Source organism: Nocardia sp. NPDC004123 (genome assembly GCF_053603795.1).
Map to the genome: position 1 here is coordinate 268,723 of NZ_JBSGGG010000011.1, position 19,810 is coordinate 288,532.

Below are 19,810 nucleotides of genomic sequence, written 5' to 3' on the forward strand. Positions count from 1 at the left end.
GCTATGCCGCGCCCTCCCGCGGTCCGGTGCTCCCCACCTTCTACGGCGATCCGGTCGACCCGCCCACCGTGCGGCTCCCGATCGCCCGCCCGGCGCGCGATGCCACCGGTGCCTACCGACAGGCCGCAACGGACGGCGAAGCACCCACCGCCACAGATCATTCCCAGGCCGACGGTGAGCATCGCAAGGATTCGTCCTCCGGCCTGGGCAGTATCGGCAGCATCATCCGCGATATCGGACTGGTGACCTTCGGCAAGTACGGCCAGTACGTCATCACCCTGGTCACCGTCCCGCTGCTGGCCCGCATGCTGGGCCCGCACGGCACCGGCCTGCTGGCCATCGGCATGTCGTCCTACTTCATCGGCTCACTGGTCGTGGATCTGGGCGTCACCTCGTTCCTGGCCGCCAAAGTGCCCGAGGACGATCCGGGTCACCTCGAGGTGAACCGCCTGCGCGGTACCTACCTCGCCATTCGCGCCACCACCCTGACCCTCATCGGTGTGGCGCTGCTGACCAGCCTCGCGATCGGGGTGTCCCCCAAACTGCACATGGTGCTGCTGGGCCTGTTCGCCGGTGGCTTCTGGTCGATCTCGGAGGACTGGCTGCTCATCGGCCAGGGCAGATTCGGCAGCTCCACCATGTATCAGGGCGTGGGCCGCATCGGATATCTCGGCCTGCTCGTCGGACTGCTGCCCCGATTCCCCAGCGCCTCCATGGCCGTGCTGTGCCTGCTGGTCTCCTCCATCGCCACGGTGGCGCTGACCTGGTGGGACTCCTTCCGCAAGTTCGGACCGCCCGCCCGGCCCTACGGCGTGCGGGCCGTCCTGCGTATGGCCGCACCGATTTTCACCTCCCGGCTGCTGGTCACCGGCTATGGCCAGGGCTCGGCGGCGGTGTACGGCGCGGTGCTGGAGGCGGCCTCGCTGGGCCTCTACTCCGCGGGCGACCGGCTGGTCCGCGCGATCCAGTCCACCCTGGACCCGATCGGCTTCGCCCTGCTCCCCCGCATGGCCCGCCGCAGCGCCCATGATCAGTTCTGGCGCAATCAGATCCAGATGCTGATCGGCTGCGTGGCCCTGGCCTGCCTGGCCGTGGTGAGTGTCTGGGTACTGGCCCCCATCCTCATCCACCTCATCTACACCCACGATTTCGACGGCGCGATCCCCCTGCTGCGCGTCGAGATCCTCATCCTGCCCGCCACCACCATCACCTCGTACGTGACCACCGCCGTGCTGCCGGTCAAGCAGGACACCATCGGCGTGCTGATCGGCGCGATCATCGGCACCTGCGTCGCCGCGGTGGCGCTGGTGGTCGCCGCCCGGACCGGATCGGTCTGGACCCTGGTCTATGGCACAGTTTCCGCGGAAATCAGCGTCGCGCTGTGGTACATCATCCGGGTGCGGTGGCTCATGGTCCGGGAACGGGCCGACCGCGGCGGGCCGGTCGAACCTGCCAGCGCGCTGCTGACCAAGGGGGATTTGGCGTGAAAGTACTTTTCGTCGGGGATGACTGGGTGGGCAGCAACGCACGCTCGCTCGCCGACGGATTCCAGCAGGCGGGGCACGAGGTGGTGGTGATCGACACAACCCCGGTCACGCTGCCCGCGCGGCTGTCGCCACCGTGGGTGTATTCGAAGGTCGCCCATCGGCGCGCGCCCTGGAATGTCGAGGCGCTGCATCGCGAGATCGACAGCGCCGCCACCGCATTCGCGCCCGATGTGCTGTTCGCCTTCAAATCGGTGCACCTGGACCAGCAGCGGCTACTGAGCGCCCCGGCCGGTCTGCATGTGCACTACAGCCCGGATGACGTATCCAATCCGTACAACACCAGCCCGGAATACTTGGCATACGAAGCCGAATGGGATCTCATCGTCACCACCAAGTGGCACAACGTTCCCGAGCTGGCCGCCCGGGGCGCCCGGCACGTGAAATTCGTTCGCAGCGCATACGATCCGGCCCTGCACCACCTCACCGCCCGCCGCACCGTCCACAACTATCTGGTCGGTTTCATCGGTGCGGTGCGCCCCGACCGTCAAGACCTCTTGATTTCGCTGGCCCGGGAACACCACGGGGACATGCTGTTACGCGGTCCCGGCTGGCGGCGCGTGCGCGCGCTGTGGCAGACCGGTGCCGATGTCGGTGGCGCGGTCTATGGCGAGAACTTCTCCACGGCCGTCGCCGCGGTCACCGCGAACCTGGTGCTGCTCAATTCCGATAATCGCGACACCCACACCTGCCGCACGTTCGAAGTCCCGGCCGCCGGTGGTCTTTTCGTCGGCGAACGCACCGACGAACACGCCGAACTGCTCCAGGACGAGGCCGAGTGCTACCTGTTCTCCGGCCCGACCGAGCTGCGCGAGATCCTGCGCCGCTGCGCCAAGTATCCCGATCAGGTCGCCAAGGTCGCCGAGGCCGGTCATCGCCGCATCGTGAACGGCGACCACCGGTACGTGGACCGCGCCCGCGAGATCATCGACGCACTGGCATGAGCGGCCGCGCGCACCAGGCCGCACAGTGTAGCCGCGCGCAGCGCCACCCATGCCCGGAACGGCGCAACGGATCTACCGCGCCGGGGGCGAAAAGAACGGCCGCGCAAACGGGTAACGCCCCGGCCCGCGGCGCGGACATACGGGTGATGGGAGAGTGATGGCCTCCGCACAATTCGCTGTATTCCTCGTCGCCGCCGCGCTGGTGACGATCGTCGTGGCCGCGATGTTCCTGCCCGGTGTGGCCCGGGTGTTCCTGATCGCGCAGACCGCGCACTGGTCGCTGTCGTATGTCGCGCGGCCGGTGGTGCTGCTGTGGGTGCAGCCCGTCCCCAGTTACGGCGACAATGTGCCCGATCCGCGGCTCTACGAGTACGGCTACGACGGCGGCATCGCCGCGGTGCTGCAACCGGTCATCTTCGGACTCTGGGTCTATGCCGCGCTGATCATCGGCTACGTGCTGTGGGTACGGCTGCGCCCGCGCGAGACCACTCCGCGCGTAGCGCCTTTCGCGGGCGAGCCCATCTTCACTCAGACCCTTTTCCTGCTCTACGGCGTCGGCACCCTGGGCCGGCTGGCGGCCTACGCCACCGGCACCACCGGCAAGGCGGGCGAACTGGAGAGCCCGAACCCGCTCATCAACCTCGTCACCATTCTCGCCACGCTCGGCGCGGTCGGCCTGATCGTGTTCTACCGCAACGAGTCCGGCCGCACCACCGCGCTGGTGGTCGGCGCGCTCACCTGCGGCGAACTGGTGTGGACCGCCACTGTGCAGTCCAAGACCCCGATCATGGGCGCGGCGCTGGCCATTGCCGTGCGCTTCGCCATGACCGGCTGGACGCGCGTCAAGGTGGTCGGCGTGCTGAGCATCACCGGCCTCGCCATCGGCGGCTTCGGGTGGTTGCAGTCGCTCAAGACCGATGCTGCCGCCAAAGCCGAAGCGGCACAGGTGGATGCGCAGTATCCGACGGTGGTGCACCCTTTCCTGAGCATGCTGCGCCGTTTCGACCTGCTCGAGGCCGCCACCGACTCCTGGTTCGCGGGGCCGAGTTCCTGGCTGACGCCGAGTCAGGTGGCGCAGCACGCCGTGCAGAGCCTGATTCCCACCCAGCTGCTGGGCGCGGAGAAGTTCCGGTCCGGCGCCGCCTGGGCCGAGCAGGTGCGCGGGCGCTCGGTGGACATGTCGACGGTGGAAGTGTCCCTGGCCGAGGGCAATATCAACGAGGGCTATGTGCTGGGCGGCTACATCGGTGTCGCGGTGGGGGTCACGATCACGTTCGTGCTGCTGCTGATCTGGATCCGGGCTCTCTACAGCAGGTACCTGGCCATGGCGATCCTGGGCCTGTCGGTGATCGAGGTCCCGGTCCTGTTCGAGCGCGGCATCCTCGGCACCGTCGAGATGCTCGGCAAATATCTGCAGGCCATGGTGCTGGCATGGCTGGCGTATCTGGTTGTTGGTGAATTCCGAAGACGGATGGAACAGCTGCAGGGGGCACCGATTCCATCCGGGAAAACGAGGACAGCGCAATGGGTTTGATCGACTACTGGCGGCTGCTGCGGCGGCGCTGGCCGATAATCGTGGTCGCGGTGGTGATCTGTACGGGGGCGGCGTACGGATACGCGAGCACCCTGCCGACCGAGTACACCGCGTCCAGTTCGGTGTACGTGTCCATGGCCACCGGGACCTCGGTCAACGACTCCTATCAGGGCGGGCTGGCCGCACAGCAGCGCGTGCGCTCGTACGTGGATCTGGCCTCCAGCGTCACCGTCGCCACCTACGTGCACGATCAGCTGGGCCTGAAGAGCTCGGTGAACGACCTGCGCGGCCGCATCACCGCGGTCTCGCCGCCGGCCACCACGATCATCATCATCACGGTGAAGGACTCCACCGCCGCCGGGGCGCGCGCCCTGGCCGACGAGGTGGTCTCCCAGTTCCGGGCGCTGGTCTCCCGGCTCGAAGTCACCCAGAGCGACGCCGCGCCCGCCGCCCGCGCGGAGGTCATCGACAAGGCCCAGACACCCAGCCAGCCCAGCGGACCGCAGAAGAAGCGCTACTACCTGCTCGGCGTGCTGGCCGGACTGATGGTGGGCCTGGGCGTGGCGATCCTGCGCGACAAACTCGACAAGCGAGTCCGAACCTCCACCGAGCTGGAAGCCTTTCTGCCCGTGCCGATTCTGGGCATCGTCGACGACGGACGGCCCGGAGCGGCGGGCGAGCTGCGCCGGCTGCGCACCCGGCTCACCGAGGATCCCGCGCTGGTCAGCCTGCTGCTGACCTCGCTGTCGCCGCACTCCGAACCGGATGTGGCGATCGGGCTGGCCCGCACCTTCGCCGATACCGGCGCGCGGGTGGTGCTGGTGGACGCCGACACCACCGGGCACGGCTCGTCCCGGCGCAGTCCGGCGGCCGCGGCGGCGGGACTCTCGGAACTGTTGCGCAACAACGCGACTCCCGCGGGGTTCGTGATGGCCTGGCCGGAGGTGGGGATCACTGTGCTGCCGCTGGGCGGCATGGATTTCCGCACCCCCGACCTGCTGGACTCCGAGCGGTTCAGCGACATCATGTCCAAGCTGCGCAGCGAATTCGACCACATCGTGGTGGAGGCCGCACCCGTCACCGCGGCCGCCGACGCCATCGCGCTGGCACGGCGCGTCGACGCCACCATCGGCGTGATCGAGCTCGGGCAGACCACCTCCGACCAGGTGCGCGGGGCGCTGGCCACCTTCGGCCACGACAACCAGCGAATGATCGGCACGGTCGTCTTCTCGCGGCCGCATCGCAGCGTCGGCGAACTCGTCAAGCATCCGCTCGATCTGGTGAAACGGTGATCGAGGAGGACGGGGGGACAACGGACAACCGGTCGGACGCCGCCGTGCGCCGCCGACGGCTGCTGGCCGCCGGACTCGGGGCGGCGGCCATCCTGCCGGTCGCGGCCGCATGCGCGAAAACCGATTCCGGCGCAACGGAATTCCGTTCGCCGCAGGTGACCGATCAGCCGTCGGCCCGGAATGTGAAGGACTTCGGCGCGGTCGGGGACGGGAAGGCCGACGACACCGACGCCTTCGCCAAGGCCGCCGCGGTCAGCGACAAGCCGCTGGTGCTCTACATCCCGGCCGGGCAGTACACGCTGAAGAAGTTCCCGGCGCTCGCCGACTACGCGACGGTGCTGGGCGACGGGGCCGATGTCACCACGATCACCTACGAGGGCGATGACACCTTCATCGCACTGCAGCGCAAGCAGCGGGTTCGCTTCTCCCGCCTGGGTTTCTACTTCTCCGGCCCCAAGGCCACCGCGGTGCGGCTGTCGGAGTGCTTCCGCTGTACCTTCGATTCGGTGGTGCTGCGCGGCAACCATCTCAGCGACAACGCGCCCCGATTCCAGGACCAGCGGGGACTGGTGCTGGATCAGAACACCGGGGGCACGACCGTCATCAATTCCGATATCAACAATTTCGGGTACGGGATCGTCACCTCGTGCATCCAGAACTACGTGACGTCCTCGAAACTCACCAACAATCACATCGGGGTGCTGGGCACCGGCGGCGACCACAATGCCGGATTGGCTTTGGCCAATGTCGAATTCGTGTCCGACAACGATCCCAGGACCACCGACAAGCACCTGGTGGTGGACGGCCCCGCGAACGACTGGTGGCTGACCAACGTGTGGTTCGAAGGGGCCGATACCGCGCTGTCCATCGGCGGACCGGCCGGCGGGCCCGCCCAGTTCGGTCTGGTCAACTGCAAGGTGGCCGCGCGCAAGGTGTGCCTGGACCTGATCCACTGCCGCCAGCCGTATCTGGCCAATGTGCAGTTCGATCCGGATCTGGACGCGCCGCCCATCGAGGTGCGGGTGGATCCCAAGGGCGTGGCGGAGGGCACGGCCGTCAACCTCATCTCCGGGTCCTACCAGGACGTGGATCCCAGGTCGTTCCCGGACGGCTGGCACGTCATCGGGCGCGGGGCCATCCACGGCGCGCGCTTCGCCGGGACCACGGTGGCGCAGGCGAGTCAGCCCGATGCCGACATCTTCCAGGTCCAGGACCGGGACGGGACCGTATTGTCGGCCGTATTGAACAGTGGGGCTTATATTTCCGATCGCAGCGAAGGGGGAATCGTGTTGAAGGACTCGGCGGGCACGTACTGGCGGCTGTCGGTGGGCACGGACGGTGCAATCAAGACCTCGTCGCTGGGGAAGCAGCGACCGCACTCGTGAGCGGCGCGGGGGCACGACTGCGACTGGGCCCGGCGCGGCTGCACGGCAGCACCCTGCTGCTGCGGCTGCCGCGCTTCGCCGACTACCAGGAGTGGCGGCGGCTGCGGCTGCGCAATCGCGAACTTCTGGAACCGTTCTGGCACACCTCGCCGCTGGACTGGGACACCCGGCACAGCGAGAAGGCCTGGGTGCGTGAATGTCTGGAGGCGGCGACCAATGCCCGTACCGGGCGGCGGATCGCCACCGTCATCGAGATCGACGGGCGCTTCGCCGGGCAGGTGGAGATCGGCAATATCGATCCGCAGGCCCGGCAGGGCGAGATGGGAATCTGGATCGATGCGCAGATGGGGCGGCACGGATTCGGCGGGATCGCGGCGGGACTGATCCTCGACTTCAGCTTCGAGGTGCTGGGGCTGGAGCGCATCAATGCGCCCATCTCGCCGGGGAACGCGGCGGCCACCAGTGGTGCGGTGCAGATCGGGTTCGTCCGCGAGGGGCGCATGCGGCTGCACTTCGATGTGGGCGGGGCGCGGGCCGATCACGATCTGTGGTCGATGACGCGGGCCGAGATTCCGCCCAAGGGATTCACCGAGATGTGGACCGAGCGCACGCTCGAGCATCGAACCCCGCCCCCGGACGAACCCACCGCAGCACCGGGGGAGAACGGAATACCCGATACTGCAACAGTTTTCGGGGTTCTGGCCCGGTATCGCGCGGGCCAGCTGTGGCGGGCTGCCCGGCAGGCGCTGCCCACCCGGCCCGTCATGCTCCGGCTGACCGGGTTCGACCGGGTGGCGCTGCGCAGCCTCCGGCCCTCCGACGGCCCGGCCCGCGCGACCGCCCGGCGTAACGGTGCGTCCCCGGCGACCGACGGAACCGATAGCACCGGTTCGTCCTGGTGGCGCGAATTCGCCCGCAGCACAGCGGGAGTGCGCTCCCCCGCCGGTCTGCTGCTCGTCCTCGACGCCGCGGGCGCCTATGCCGGGGAGGCCCGGCTGTTCGACCTCGACATGTTCGATCGCAATGCCCGGATGCACATCTGGGCCGATCCCGCCCACGCCGACGACGGAGTCCGCCTGGCGGCAACCCGGGCCCTGCTGGCACACGCCTTCGACCGGCTCGGACTGTTCCGCGTATACACGGCCATCGCGGCCGGGGATACCGCATCGGCTGCGGTCGCCGCCTCGGCGGGACTGCACAAGGAGGGAACCATGCGCAGCTACACCGGACTCGACGGGCACCGCGGCGACCACGAACTGTGGGCCATCACCGCCGGGGGTGCCGATCATGCGTGACTACCGGCGCAGCGCCGCCCTGCAGGCGCGCCTGCACGATCTGGTCCCGGGCGGCGCGCACACCTACGCGCGCGGCGCGGACCAGTATCCGGAGGCCATGGCCCCGATCCTGGTGCGCGGCAAGAGCGCCCGGGTGTGGGACGCGGACGGCAACGAGTACGTCGAGTACGGCATGGGGCTGCGCTCGGTGACCCTCGGCCACGGGTTCGCGCCGGTGGTCGAGGCGGTGGCCCGGACCATCGCCGACGGGGTCAACTTCTCCCGGCCGACCGAGCTGGAACTGTTGGCGGCCGAGGATTTCCTGAGCCTGGTGCCGGGCGCGGACATGGTGAAGTTCGCCAAGAACGGCTCCGACACCACGACGGCCGCCGTGCGGCTGGCGCGCGCGGTGACCGGGCGGGAGGCGGTGGCGATCTGCGAGCAGCCGTTCTTCTCGGTCGACGACTGGTTCATCGGCACCACCGAGATGAACGCGGGAATACCGGCCGTTCCGACGGTGCGGTTCCGCTACAACGACCTGGCGTCGCTGGAAACAGCCCTGCGCCGCACCGCGATCGCGTGCGTGATCCTCGAACAGGCCACGGCCCTGGCCGAACCCGCGCCGGGCTTCCTGCAAGGCGTTCGCGCGCTGTGCGACCGGTACGGCGCGCTGCTGGTCTTCGACGAGATGATCACCGGGTTCCGCTGGTCCGCCGGCGGCGCGCAGCGGATCTACGGCGTGACCCCCGACCTGTCGTGCTGGGGCAAGGCGATGGCCAACGGGTTCCCGCTCTCGGCGCTGGCCGGCAAACGCGAGTACATGGAGCTGGGCGGGCTGCGCACCGACGCGGACCGGGTCTTCCTGCTGTCGACCACCCACGGGCCGGAAACCGCGTCCCTGGCCGCCTTCCGGGCCGTCGTGCAGACCTACCGCAACACCGATCCGGTGGCGCGCATGGAGGAATCCGGCCGCCGCCTCGCCGCCGAGGTCAACGCCATTGCCGCGGACCTCGGGATCGGTGACCACCTCGAGGCGGCGGGCCGGCCGTCGTGCCTGGTGTTCCTCACCCGGGACGCGGAAGGCGTTCCCTCCCAGCCCTATCGGACGCTGTTCCTGCAGGAACTGCTGGACCGGGGTGTGCTGGGGCAGTCGTTCGTGAACTCGGCCGCGCATACCGACGCCGATATCGACCACACCATCGACGCCTGCCAGTCGGCGGCCAAGACCTACCGCAAGGCCCTCGAACAGGGCACGGTGGACGGCCTGCTCGCCGGACGGCCGGTGGCTCCGGCGCTGCGGCGCACGGCGGCACCGCGTCGTCTCGCGCCGTAGCCGAGTATCGCACCGTAACCCCTTCTCGCGCAGTAACCCAGGAGCTGTGATGTCCGCACCCCGGATCGCCCTCGTCCACGAGCGATTCACCGAATACGGCGGCTCCGAGGCCGTGGTCGCCGAGTTCATGAAAACCTGGCCCGGCGCACCGGTTTTCGCGCCCATCGCCGACGCGGAGTGCACGCGCGCACTCTTGGCGGCTGCGGGCCCCTCGATCGAAACGGGCTCGGCGGCAACCGGACTCGTGCACGACACCTGGCTGTCGCGCGCCTACGCGGCGAGCGGGCGGCGGTCGCATGCACCGCTGCTGCCGTTCGTGCCGGGAACGCTGCGCAGTCTTCCACTCGACGGCGAGTACGACGCGGTGGTGGTGAGCCATCACGCCTTCGCGACCCAGGCGGTCTTCGCCACCACCGCACCGGTGATCGCCTATGTGCACAGCCCGGCCCGGTGGGCCTGGGACAGCGCGTTCCGGGCGCGGGAGGCCGGAGGACGGGCGGGGCAGGCCGTTCTGATGGCGCTGGGCGCGCTGGCCCGGCGCAACGAACTGCGGGCCGCACCGCGGCTCGCGCACGTGGTGGCGAACTCGCAGGCGGTGGCCGATCGGGTGCGGGACTGGTGGGGATTGCCCGCGTCGGTGGTGAATCCGCCTGTGCGCGTGGACCGTTTCTCCCCCGATCCGCGCATCGACCGTGAGGACTTCTTCCTGTTCGCGGGCCGGCTGGTGCCCTACAAGCGCCCCGATCTCGCCATTCGCGCCGCCCGCGCGGCCGGGGTGCGCCTGGTGATCCTCGGCGACGGCCGCTATCGCCGCCAGCTGGAGGCATTGGCGGGCCCGGAGACCACCTTCCTGGGCGCGGCCTCCGACGAGGTGCTGCAGGACATGTACCGCCGCTGCCGGGCGCTGCTCATGCCCGGCGTGGAGGACTTCGGCATCGTCCCGGTGGAGGCCATGGCCTGTGGCGCACCGGTGCTGGCGGTCGGTGAGGGCGGGGCGCTCGACACCGTCGTGCCCGGTATCTCCGGCGAGCACATTCCGACCGGTTCCGATGATTCGGTGGTGGCCGGATTCGCCCAGGTGATGCGCGATTTCGACCCGGCCGACTATCACCCCGAAACCATCCGCAAGCACGCCGCCACCTTCTCCCCCGAGGCCTTCCGCGCCCGAATCGCGGACATTGTGTCGCGCAATTCCCGCTGACCGACTATGCATTGAATCCGAACGGATTCGAGAACAGCGGAACAGGTGAGGCAGTGAGTGGTGTCGGAGCGGTATCCGGCGCGCTGGTGACCGGTGGGGCAGGGGATGTCGGGCGCGCGGTGGCGCGGCGGCTGGTGGACGCCGGACGGCCCGTGTGGGTCGCGGATGTGGATGCCGAGGGTGCGCGTGCGTGTGCGGCGGAGCTGGGGGCGGAAGCCACTGCGCTGGAACTGGATCTGACGAGCGCGGAGAGCATCGAAGCGGCCGCCCGGACGGTCGGCGGGCGGGTCTCGGCGGTGGTGCACTGTGCCGGGGTCGCCGTCGTGGAACCGTTCCTGGACAGCGGAACCCTCGCCTGGGACCTCATGTTCCAGGTGAATCTGCGCGGGCCCATGCGCCTGACCCAGCTGCTGCTGCCCGGCATGCTCGACGCCGAGGAAGCCCGCATCGTGCTCGTCGCCTCCGACGGCGCGCGAGCCGGCGCCTTCGGTGAAACCGTCTACGCCGCATCCAAATCCGGCCTGTTCGGTTTCGCCAAATCCCTCGCCCGGGAGGTGGCCCGCGACGGCGTCACCGTCAACGTGGTCTGCCCCGGGCCGCTGGAGGGCAACATGGTCGCACACGCCATGGCCGATCATCCCGAAACCCTCACCGCCCTCGAAAAATCCATCCCCCTCAAACGCCTGGGCCGACCGGACGAAGTAGCCTCCCTCATCGCATGGCTGGCAAGCCCGGAAGCCAGCTACGTCACCGGCCAGCTGATCAGCGTCAGCGGCGGCATCACCATGCAGTAGGAGTTGCCCACATGCCCTCTCTCCCCCTCGTCGACGCCCACATGCATCTGTGGGACACCGGTACGCATGCCTGGTATCCGGGCCTGGCGAGATTCGCCGCCGCCGGACGACCCGACATCGCGCAGAACTTTCTACCGGCCGACTTCGATCGGGGGCTGGGATCGATCGAGGTGGCCGGGCTGGTGCACGTGTCGGCCACCACCGCGCCGCATGCCTATCTGGACGAAACCCGTTGGGTGGACGGCATTGCCGCGGCCGGGTCGCGACCGTACGCGATCGTCGGGGCCGTCGATCCCACCCTGCCGACAACCGAGCTCATCGCGCATCTCGACGAGCAGGCCCGCACCGAGCGGTTCCGCGGGGTACGGGTTTTCGAAGGGCTGTCGCCGAATACGCCTGCGGCCGATGCCCTGGCGAGCTGGCTGCAGGAGCACGACGCGGTCTTCGATCTGGTGACCGAGCCCGGCGAGATCCTCGACTGGATCGACTTCCTGGCCGGGTACCCGGAGCTGCGGGTGGTGCTCGAGCACCTGGGGTTCCCGCAGGGGCATTCCGCCGAGGCCCGCTCCGCCTGGCACAATGCGATCTCCTTGGCGGCCAAGGAGACTCAGTGGCTGTGCAAGCTCTCCGGGTTCGGGCTCATCTGCCGGGATCTGGCGTGGCCGTCGCTCGAGTACTGGCTGGAATCGAGTGTGGCGCTGTGGGGGTGGCGGCGGCTGATGTTCGCGTCCAACATGCCGGTGGATTCGCTGGCCGGGACCTACACCGAGCTGGTCTCGGCGATCGACCACATCGTCACCACCGACGCCACCGATCAGGAGGCGGAGTTCTTCTACCGGGCCAACGCACTCGACACCTACCGCCTGAAATAGGCAACGCGGCTAGCGGTTCGGCAGTGATCGGGGCAGCCCGAAGCGTGGGAGCACGGCGGTGTCGAACCTGGTCAGCCCGCTGATCCGGTCACCGGCGAGGGTCAGGACATAGAGGCCGGTGCCGTGGGCGGTGCCGTCGGGGCCGCGCAGATAGGCCCCGAACGCCGGCTGGCCATTGGCGCTGGTCGCCACCAAATCGAAGCGGCGGCCCGCGCCGAATATCGCCGCGCAGAAACGGGTTACGACCTCGATGCCGGCGTATTCGAAGGGCATCGGCGGCATCGACATGAACACGTCGTCGGTCAGCAGGGCCACCAGCGCGTCCAGATCGGCGGACTCCCACGCGGTGGCGAACTTCGCCGCGACCGCGTCCTGCGCGGCCGAACGCGGGGCCGATTCCCCCTCGGCGGTCGCGGGCAGCCGCTGCCGCAGGCCGGTCCGGGCCCGCTTGAGAGCGCTGTTGACCGAGTCGACGGTGGTGTCGAGCATGCCCGCCACCGCCGCCGCGGGGAATCCCAGGGCGTCACGCAGGATGAGGACGGCCACCTGGCGCGGCGGCAGCAGCTGCAGGGCCGTCACGAAAGCCAGTGAAATGGACTCGGTCTGCTCGAGGCGGGCTTCCGGGCCCAGCGGCATCGCGATCGCACCCGCCACCAGATCTTCCGGGAGCGGTTCGAGCCAGACGATCTCGCCGAGCCGGGTCGGCTCCGGTGGCTGTACATGGGGCACGTTCCACTCCTCGGCCGGTCGCCGGCCTGCCGAGCGGCGCGCGTTGAGGCAGCGATTGGTGGCTATCCGGTAGAGCCAGGTCCGTAGCGAGGCACGCTCCTCGAAGCCGTCCAGGCCGCGCCACGCACTCAGCAGCGTTTCCTGCAGCGCGTCCTCGGCGTCCTGCAGGGACCCCAGCATCCGATAGCAGTGCACCAGCAGCTCACGCCGGTAGGGCTCGGTCAGCTCCGCGAACGCCGCGCTGCTCCCGGCCCGCGCAGCCACCATCGGATCGTCGACTGCCACTCTCGCCACCTCTTCCGTCTCGAATGCTCGTGCATATCGACACCGGCCCTGGCGCGAACTGGGCGGTGCGTGCGCGCCCAGTTTCGGCGGGCTCCGGTTTCTACCTCAGCAGCAACCGAACACACCGATCAAGGAGACCCGCATGGGCACGATCGTCATCACCACCAATGTCAGCCTCGACGGCGTCGTCCAGGACCCCGACGGCCGGGAGGGCTTCGCCCGCGGCGGCTGGTTCCCGGCGCCCGCCGGCACCGATTTCCAGGCCTGGGCCGAACTCGAGACGCGGGAGGCGCTGGGCGCCGACGCCATGCTGCTCGGCCGCCGCAGCGACGAATGGTTCGCGCCGCGATGGAATTCCCGCACCGGGGTCTGGGCCGACACCTTGAACAGCCTCCCCAAGCATGTCGTGTCCTCGACCACCGAACCCCCGCGGTGGGTCAACGCGACGGTCCTCAAAGGCGACGCCGTCTCCGAGATCGCGGCACTGAAGCGGTCCGTGGCGGGCGAGATCATCGTCTACGCCAGCTATGAGCTGGTACGCACACTGATCGAGCACGACCTGGCCGACGAACTTCGCCTCGTCGTGTTCCCCGTCGTCCTCGGCGAGGGTAAACGTCTCGTCGATCGGACCACCGCCGCGAAACCGTTGCGTCTCATCGAGACTCGGCAGATCGGTGACGGCCTGGTGTACTACGCCTACGAATTCCTCCGCGACGCCTGAACCCACGGTCGGAGGGCTCAGCCGCCCGCCCGGCGGCTGGGCCCTCCGACTCCGGTTTCGACAGCCCTTTACCGGGAGCCGCCGCTCGTGCCCGTTATGTCCTGTACCGGAACAGAATTCGGCCGCGGGTGAGGTCGTAGGGGCTCAGTTCCACGAGAACGCGGTCGGCCGGGAGGATCTTGATGTAGTTCTTCCGGATCTTGCCGCTGATGTGCGCGAGGACCTGATGCCCATTGGGCAGTTCCACCGTGAAGGTGGCATTGCGCAGGCACTCGACCACGGTGCCCTCGATTTCTATTCCCTTTCCGGTCTTGGTCATCGCAGCACCAGTTCCAGGTTGCTGTTCACGCGCCGGGCGCCGATGCCGTCGAACAGTGCGGTGGCCGCCGCGTTGGATTCGTTCACCTCGGCCGAGGCGGTGGCGATGCCGCGGTGGTGCAGCGTGGACAGGGTGTGGGCCAGCATTGCGCGGGCGATGCCGCGGCGCTGCTGGTCGGTCCGGACCGCGATCAGCCCGATCCGCGGTAGCCGGGTCACCTGCACCACGCGGAGCAGGCCCACGTAGTGGTCGCGCTGGGCCGCTGCCACGTATTTCGACCGGTCCACGATGGTGTCACCGTCGTACCCGCCCAGGATCTCGGCCGGCATCTCCTGCCAGCCGACCGCCGCCGCCACCTCGTCGCGGATGACCCGATCCACGGCGCGCAGCGGTTCCGCCGCCGCGCGCCCGGCCGGCACGATCGTGATGTCCGGTGGCGGGAGGACCGCATGCGGCCCGGTGCCGGCGGGATCGGTGGGGATCAGGTACTCCCATTCCCGGCGCCGGATCGTGAAACCGGCTCGCGCCCACCGGGACAGCAGGTCGGCGTCGTTCTCGTCGACCACGGTGTGCAGTGGCCTGCGCAGAGTGGGGAGCATCGCGGCCGCGAGTTGGTCGAACACCGCGTCGTGCCAGGCGTCGATGCTGACGAACAGCCGTCCGTCGGGTCGTGTCGAAAGATCGCCGCACCCGACGACCAGGTCGTTCTCCACGGCTTGCCATCGGGTCAGCGCGACCCGGGTGATCGCGGCGGAATCGCCCGCACGCGAAGAGATATCCGAAGTATTCATCGTCGTCACCTTTCGGGATTGCCTTGTCAGGCAGGCGCTCCCGGCGACAACTACAGCGTTCGCCAATCCGTGACGACGAGAGGGAGCCCCCACATCGGTACTGTGTTCATGGGTCTCACCTCCTCGCCTGATGTCACGGTAGGCAGCAGGCTAGCAGACCGAATCGCGGTCCGCGCAAGGTATTTTCCGCCACGGACCGAAGAAGAAGCACACGAATGGGCTGTCTCAGCGACGGGATCGCATGGTCAGAATGCCCACGACCCAGCCGATGGCGAAGGTCGCCAGCAGCACCAGCCACATCGGCGAACGGATGGTCAGCAGCAGGAATTCGATGTCCACCCGGTGCCGGTTCTCCGCGATGAAGATCACCGCCAGCACGGTGAGGACGAGCGCGATCCACTGCTTCATCGAGATCTTCGACAGCAGTGAGGGTTTGGACGGCTCGGTCACCTGATCCTCCTGTCGAGGTGAGGGGGCGGATCGGAGTCCTCTCGGACCACGTCGTCCGACGCTAGTCGCCCCGATCGGACGCCTGCCTCAACCGTGCCGCGATTCGGCCGATTCGTTACCTGCCGAGGGTCGGTACCCCGACGGCCGTGCGACCGGGCCGGTTACCTTCTCGCGGCGGCCCGCGTCATACAGGGTGGCGACCGACATCGACCGGGGTCGCCGGACCGAGGAATGGAGGACAGGGTGCTGTCGAACATCTTGTATGTCACCGTCTATGTGACCGATCAGGACCGGGCGCTGCGGTTCTACACCGAAGGGCTCGGGCTGGAGAAGCAGGTGGACTATGCCGGGCCCGACGGGCGGTTCCTGACCGTCAGGGTGTCCGGGAGTCCCGTGGAGATCATTCTGTGGCTGCTTCCGGAGGCGGCCGGGCAGCCGACCGGGGGGCCGGAGGTGGTCGCACCCGGGCCGCTCATTCTCGAATCGGACAACTTGTGGAAGGACTTCGAGGTGCTGCGGGACAGGGGCGTGACGTTCATCGATCCGGAACCGGTGGAGTATCCGATCGGGGTGCGCATCGAGGCGGTGGACCCGGACGGGAACCGGATCTCGCTGCGGCAGCAGCGGCGGGGACGGTAGCCATGGCCGGATCCGGCTCGACGGACCCGGTGGCCGCGGCCTTCGAGGCACAGCGCGATCGGCTGCGGGCGGTCGCGTACCGCGTCCTGGGCTCGCATGCCGATGCCGAGGACGTGGTGCAGGAGGCCTGGATGCGGCTGGCCCGCCAGGACGCCGCCGCCATCGACAACCTCGCGGGCTGGCTCACCACGGTCGTCGGCCGGATCAGTCTGGACCTGCTGCGCTCGCGCCAGGCCCGGCAGGAGTCGTCCTACGACGGCCTGCCCGAGTTCGTCGTCACCGCCGACCACAGCGCCACCGAGCCGGAAGAGTATGTCGCCCTGGCCGATTCGGTGGGCCTGGCGCTGCTGGTCGTCCTGGACTCGCTCGGCCCCAGCGAGCGCCTGGCCTTCGTGCTGCACGACATGTTCGCGGTGCCGTTCGCCGATATCGGCCGGATCCTCGGCAAATCCGCCGACGCCACCAAGATGATCGCCAGCCGCGCCCGCCGGAAGGTGCAGGGCGTCGGCGAGCACCCGGCCGCCCCCGGGCGCGAACAGCGGGCGGTGGCCGAAGCGTTCCGCCGGGCCGCGGTGGGCGGCGACTTCGAGGCCCTCCTCCGCGTCCTCGACCCGGGCGTGCGGCTCACCGTCCACACCCCCGGCGGCGTGTTCGTCACCCTCGGCGCCACCGAGGTAGCCACGCGCGCACGCAGTTTCTCCGGCGCGGTCACCCGCCACCAGCCGGTCCTCGTCGACAATCTGCCCGGCTACATCTCCTGGCGCGAGGACGGCACCCCGCTATCCGTCATGTCCCTCGCCGTCTCCGGCCACCGCATCACCGCCATCACCCTGCTCGCCGACCCGCACCGCCTCGCCGCGATGCACCTACCCGGTTCGGCCTGACTCACCGACCGGCCAGGTCGAGCGCGTCGAGCAGGTTTCCGGCGCGGCGACCAGCCCAGCGGTATCCGGGTAGGCGCGTGCCAATTCGACTCTGCCGCAGCTGCCATCGAGGATCTGAGCGAGGAGGCAGTGGGACCACCGCCCTCCGGGTAGGCAGTGCGGTGGTCCCACATCCGGTCGCCGCGATACGGGAGCGTGTCGAAAGAAGTCTCGAAGTCACGACCCGAATCCGCCTCGGCCACAGTCGCTTCCGTGAAGACCCGCAAGCCGCGAGATAGGCATGGCCGCGGATGATGATCGACAGTTCGACCAGGAACAGCCCACCGGGCCGGTGCAGTGCGAACATCAGTGAATACGGGCCCGCGCCCGGTCATGGTCGTCGTGAGATACGGATTACTGCACGGCCACACCCTGGCGGGCATAGCCGAACATACTGCCGCCCAGTCGCTTTCGCGCTGGTCAGGAGGCCGCGAACGGGAGGCCACAATCGACTTGACGAATTGTGTTCCGCGATGCCATTATTGAAATGGGAAGACACCGGAATATCGGTGTCGATTTCTTTGCGCCTCTCGACATCTGTTGACTTCGGGTGTAATTTGAGATTTCGCGCCTGGGCGGGTGCTGTCCGACTCTCGAAATGTGAAATGACCGTGGAAGGTCGCGCTGTCTGCGTGCGGCTTCATCCACCCGTTGTTGTCGAGTCATGTTCGGACGGCCGGCGCCGGTGCGCGTGAATTACGGCCACAGGACAAGCAGATACCGCGACCGACCGCCTCGTGCGGGCGGCGCGAGGTGCTGGAAGGACGCATTTTGGCAGTCTCGAATCAGACCGAGCGGGTTTCGTTCGCCACGGTGACCGAGCCCCTGGCAGTTCCGGATCTCCTGCAGGTGCAGACCGATTCGTTCGGCTGGCTGATCGGCGCGCCCGATTGGCGCGCCCGGACGGCCGTGCACGGCGCCACGCGCGCCAGCGGGCTGGAGGAGGTACTCGACGAGATCAGCCCCATCGAGGACTTCGCGGGAACCATGTCGCTGACCCTGTCCGAACCCCGCTTCGAGGACGTCAAGACCTCGATCGAGGAGTGCAAGGACCGGGATCTGACCTACGCGGCACCGCTTTTCGTGACCGCGGAGTTCATCAACCACAACACCGGGGAGATCAAATCCCAGACGGTATTCCTGGGCGATTTCCCGATGATGACCGGCACGGGCACCTTCGTCATCAATGGCACCGAGCGCGTGGTCATCTCGCAGCTGATCCGCTCCCCCGGCGTCTATTTCGACGAGAGCATCGACAAATCCACCGAGAAGACACTGTATTCCGCGCGCGTCATCCCCTCCCGGGGTGCGTGGCTGGAGTTCGACGTGGACAAGCGCGACACCGTCGGCGTCCGGATCGATCGCAAGCGCCGGCAGCCGGTGACGGTCCTGCTCAAGGCGCTCGGCTGGACCAGCGAGCAGATCGCCGAGCGCTTCGGCCACTCCGGCATCATGCTGACCTCGCTGGAGAAGGACAACACGCCCGGCACCGACGAGGCGCTGCTGGACATCCACCGCAAGCTGCGCCCCGGTGAGCCGCCGACCAAGGAGTCCGCGCAGACGCTGCTGGAGAATCTCTTCTTCAAGGAGAAGCGCTACGACCTGGCCCGCGTCGGCCGCTACAAGGTGAACAAGAAACTCGGCATCCACACGGCCGAGGCGATCGGCTCGCCGGTGCTCACCGAGGAGGACCTCGTCACCATCATCGACTACCTGGTCCGGCTGCACGCGGGCGAGAAGGTGATGACCGCGCCCGGCGGCATCGAGGTCCCGGTCGAGGTCGACGATATCGACCACTTCGGCAATCGCCGGGTCCGCACCGTCGGCGAGCTCATCCAGAACCAGCTGCGGCTGGGCCTGTCACGCATGGAACGCGTGGTGCGCGAACGCATGACGACCCAGGACATCGAGGCCGTGACCCCGCAGTCGCTGCTGAATATCCGCCCGGTCGTGGCGGCGCTGCGGGAGTTCTTCGGCACCTCCCAGTTCTCACAGTTCATGGATCACCGCAATCCGCTGTCGAGCCTCACCCACAAGCGGCGGCTCTCGGCGCTCGGGCCCGGCGGGCTCAACCGGGAACGCGCCAGCCTCGAGGTGCGAGATGTGCACTACAGCCACTACGGCCGGATGTGCCCGATCGAGACACCGGAGGGGCCGAATATCGGCCTGATGGGGTATCTGTCGGTGTATGCGCGGGTCAATCCGTTCGGGTTCATCGAGACGCCGTACCGGCGGGTGACCCACGGCCGGGTGACCGACGAGATCGACTACCTGTCCGCCGACGAAGAGGACCTGCACGTGGTGGCGCAGGCCAACGAACCGCTGGATGCGGCGGGGCGCTTCGTGTCCGATCGAATCGCGGTGCGGCGCAAGAACTCCGAAGTCGAGCTGGTCCATGCCGCCGCCGTCGACTACATGGACGTGTCGCCGCGCCAGATGGTGTCGGTCGCGACCGCCATGATTCCGTTCCTCGAGCACGACGACGCCAACCGTGCCCTCATGGGCGCGAACATGCAGAAGCAGTCGGTGCCGCTGATTCGCTCGGAGGCGCCACTGGTGGGCACCGGTATGGAAATGCGGGCGGCGATCGATTCCGGCGATGTCGTGCTGAACGAGAAACCCGGTGTGGTGGAGGAGGTTTCGGCCGATTTCATCACCGTGATGCACGATGACGGCACTCGCCGCAGCTACCGGCTGCGGAAGTTCGAGCGTTCGAACCAGGGCACCTGCGCCAACCAGCGTCCGATCGTGGACGAGGGTATGCGGGTGGAGGCCGGGCA

At 68.4% G+C, this 19,810-nt stretch carries 18 protein-coding genes; 14 read left to right on the forward strand and 4 right to left on the reverse strand.

Features of this window, described 5'->3' with window-relative positions:
• Positions 1-203: 203 nt before the first annotated feature.
• The 10 genes from ACWEQQ_RS18370 to ACWEQQ_RS18415 all read left to right on the forward strand — a co-directional run bounded on the left by ACWEQQ_RS18370 (position 204) and on the right by ACWEQQ_RS18415 (position 12,173).
• Positions 204-1,487 carry an oligosaccharide flippase family protein gene (locus ACWEQQ_RS18370; RefSeq protein ID WP_452349016.1) on the forward strand — a complete coding sequence of 428 codons (1,284 nt, stop codon included), beginning with the start codon at positions 204-206 and terminating at the stop codon, positions 1,485-1,487.
• Positions 1,484-2,488 carry a CgeB family protein gene (locus ACWEQQ_RS18375; protein WP_452348997.1) on the forward strand — a complete coding sequence of 335 codons (1,005 nt, stop codon included), beginning with the start codon at positions 1,484-1,486 and terminating at the stop codon, positions 2,486-2,488. Before ACWEQQ_RS18370 ends, ACWEQQ_RS18375 begins: the two co-directional genes overlap by 4 nt.
• A 157-nt stretch (positions 2,489-2,645) precedes the next feature.
• Positions 2,646-4,022: a hypothetical protein gene (locus tag ACWEQQ_RS18380; protein WP_452348998.1), complete on the forward strand. Its 1,377-nt coding sequence runs from the start codon at positions 2,646-2,648 to the stop codon at positions 4,020-4,022.
• Positions 4,013-5,314: a Wzz/FepE/Etk N-terminal domain-containing protein gene (locus ACWEQQ_RS18385; protein WP_452345498.1), complete on the forward strand. Its 1,302-nt coding sequence runs from the start codon at positions 4,013-4,015 to the stop codon at positions 5,312-5,314. Before ACWEQQ_RS18380 ends, ACWEQQ_RS18385 begins: the two co-directional genes overlap by 10 nt.
• Complete coding sequence (locus ACWEQQ_RS18390) at positions 5,314-6,699, forward strand: glycosyl hydrolase family 28-related protein (RefSeq protein WP_452345511.1); 1,386 nt, start codon at positions 5,314-5,316, stop codon at positions 6,697-6,699. Before ACWEQQ_RS18385 ends, ACWEQQ_RS18390 begins: the two co-directional genes overlap by 1 nt.
• Positions 6,696-7,994 (forward strand): GNAT family N-acetyltransferase, encoded by a 1,299-nt coding sequence (locus ACWEQQ_RS18395; protein ID WP_452348999.1) that lies wholly within the window; start codon positions 6,696-6,698, stop codon positions 7,992-7,994. Before ACWEQQ_RS18390 ends, ACWEQQ_RS18395 begins: the two co-directional genes overlap by 4 nt.
• Entirely contained in the window at positions 7,987-9,306 is a 1,320-nt protein-coding gene (locus tag ACWEQQ_RS18400) for a glutamate-1-semialdehyde 2,1-aminomutase (protein ID WP_452349000.1), read from the forward strand. The genes ACWEQQ_RS18395 and ACWEQQ_RS18400 overlap by 8 nt, the downstream gene beginning before the upstream one ends.
• Before the next feature lie 49 nt (positions 9,307-9,355).
• On the forward strand, positions 9,356-10,507 hold the full coding sequence (locus ACWEQQ_RS18405; RefSeq protein ID WP_452349001.1) for a glycosyltransferase: 1,152 nt from the start codon (positions 9,356-9,358) through the stop codon (positions 10,505-10,507).
• A gap of 53 nt (positions 10,508-10,560) precedes the next feature.
• On the forward strand, positions 10,561-11,301 hold the full coding sequence (locus ACWEQQ_RS18410; RefSeq protein ID WP_452349002.1) for an SDR family NAD(P)-dependent oxidoreductase: 741 nt from the start codon (positions 10,561-10,563) through the stop codon (positions 11,299-11,301).
• 11 nt (positions 11,302-11,312) lie between these two features.
• Positions 11,313-12,173 carry an amidohydrolase family protein gene (locus ACWEQQ_RS18415; protein ID WP_452345503.1) on the forward strand — a complete coding sequence of 287 codons (861 nt, stop codon included), beginning with the start codon at positions 11,313-11,315 and terminating at the stop codon, positions 12,171-12,173.
• A 9-nt stretch (positions 12,174-12,182) separates the two neighbouring features.
• Here ACWEQQ_RS18415 and ACWEQQ_RS18420 read toward each other — a convergent pair whose 3' ends face one another.
• Entirely contained in the window at positions 12,183-13,187 is a 1,005-nt protein-coding gene (locus ACWEQQ_RS18420) for a sigma-70 family RNA polymerase sigma factor (protein WP_452349003.1), read from the reverse strand.
• Positions 13,188-13,329: 142 nt separating this feature from the next.
• Between ACWEQQ_RS18420 and ACWEQQ_RS18425 the strand changes: the two genes are divergently transcribed.
• Positions 13,330-13,908, forward strand: coding sequence for a dihydrofolate reductase family protein (locus ACWEQQ_RS18425; RefSeq protein ID WP_452349004.1), 579 nt, complete (start codon positions 13,330-13,332; stop codon positions 13,906-13,908).
• A gap of 94 nt (positions 13,909-14,002) precedes the next feature.
• Here the strand turns inward: ACWEQQ_RS18425 and infA are convergent, their stop codons facing one another.
• From infA to ACWEQQ_RS18440, 3 genes are all read right to left on the reverse strand, one after another.
• Positions 14,003-14,227 (reverse strand): translation initiation factor IF-1, encoded by a 225-nt coding sequence (infA, locus tag ACWEQQ_RS18430; RefSeq protein WP_356996338.1) that lies wholly within the window; start codon positions 14,225-14,227, stop codon positions 14,003-14,005.
• The gene (locus tag ACWEQQ_RS18435; protein ID WP_452349005.1) at positions 14,224-15,018 is read right to left on the reverse strand and encodes a GNAT family N-acetyltransferase; all 795 of its coding nucleotides are present in this window, start codon (positions 15,016-15,018) and stop codon (positions 14,224-14,226) included. The genes infA and ACWEQQ_RS18435 overlap by 4 nt, the downstream gene beginning before the upstream one ends.
• A 225-nt stretch (positions 15,019-15,243) precedes the next feature.
• The gene (locus ACWEQQ_RS18440; protein WP_452349006.1) at positions 15,244-15,468 is read right to left on the reverse strand and encodes a hypothetical protein; all 225 of its coding nucleotides are present in this window, start codon (positions 15,466-15,468) and stop codon (positions 15,244-15,246) included.
• Between the two features lie 243 nt (positions 15,469-15,711).
• On the opposite strand from ACWEQQ_RS18440, the gene ACWEQQ_RS18445 reads away from it, so the two are divergent.
• The 3 genes from ACWEQQ_RS18445 to rpoB all read left to right on the forward strand — a co-directional run.
• Positions 15,712-16,107 (forward strand): VOC family protein, encoded by a 396-nt coding sequence (locus tag ACWEQQ_RS18445; protein ID WP_452349007.1) that lies wholly within the window; start codon positions 15,712-15,714, stop codon positions 16,105-16,107.
• Between the two features lie 2 nt (positions 16,108-16,109).
• Positions 16,110-16,991 (forward strand): sigma-70 family RNA polymerase sigma factor, encoded by an 882-nt coding sequence (locus tag ACWEQQ_RS18450; protein WP_452349008.1) that lies wholly within the window; start codon positions 16,110-16,112, stop codon positions 16,989-16,991.
• Between the two features lie 792 nt (positions 16,992-17,783).
• On the forward strand, positions 17,784-19,810 hold a 2,027-nt coding region (gene rpoB, locus ACWEQQ_RS18455), incomplete at its 3' end, for a DNA-directed RNA polymerase subunit beta (RefSeq protein ID WP_452349017.1).

What these genes read in the sequence shown, in the direction of transcription:
- ACWEQQ_RS18380 (WP_452348998.1), top strand. Translation starts at nt 2,646, where the DNA reads ATGGCCTCCGCACAATTCGCTGTATTCCTCGTCGCCGCCGCGCTGGTG.
- ACWEQQ_RS18385 (WP_452345498.1), top strand. Translation starts at nt 4,013, where the DNA reads ATGGGTTTGATCGACTACTGGCGGCTGCTGCGGCGGCGCTGGCCGATA.
- ACWEQQ_RS18400 (WP_452349000.1), top strand. Translation starts at nt 7,987, where the DNA reads ATGCGTGACTACCGGCGCAGCGCCGCCCTGCAGGCGCGCCTGCACGAT.
- ACWEQQ_RS18405 (WP_452349001.1), top strand. Translation starts at nt 9,356, where the DNA reads ATGTCCGCACCCCGGATCGCCCTCGTCCACGAGCGATTCACCGAATAC.
- ACWEQQ_RS18415 (WP_452345503.1), top strand. Translation starts at nt 11,313, where the DNA reads ATGCCCTCTCTCCCCCTCGTCGACGCCCACATGCATCTGTGGGACACC.
- ACWEQQ_RS18425 (WP_452349004.1), top strand. Translation starts at nt 13,330, where the DNA reads ATGGGCACGATCGTCATCACCACCAATGTCAGCCTCGACGGCGTCGTC.
- infA (WP_356996338.1), bottom strand. Translation starts at nt 14,227, where the DNA reads ATGACCAAGACCGGAAAGGGAATAGAAATCGAGGGCACCGTGGTCGAG.
- ACWEQQ_RS18435 (WP_452349005.1), bottom strand. Translation starts at nt 15,018, where the DNA reads ATGAATACTTCGGATATCTCTTCGCGTGCGGGCGATTCCGCCGCGATC.
- ACWEQQ_RS18450 (WP_452349008.1), top strand. Translation starts at nt 16,110, where the DNA reads ATGGCCGGATCCGGCTCGACGGACCCGGTGGCCGCGGCCTTCGAGGCA.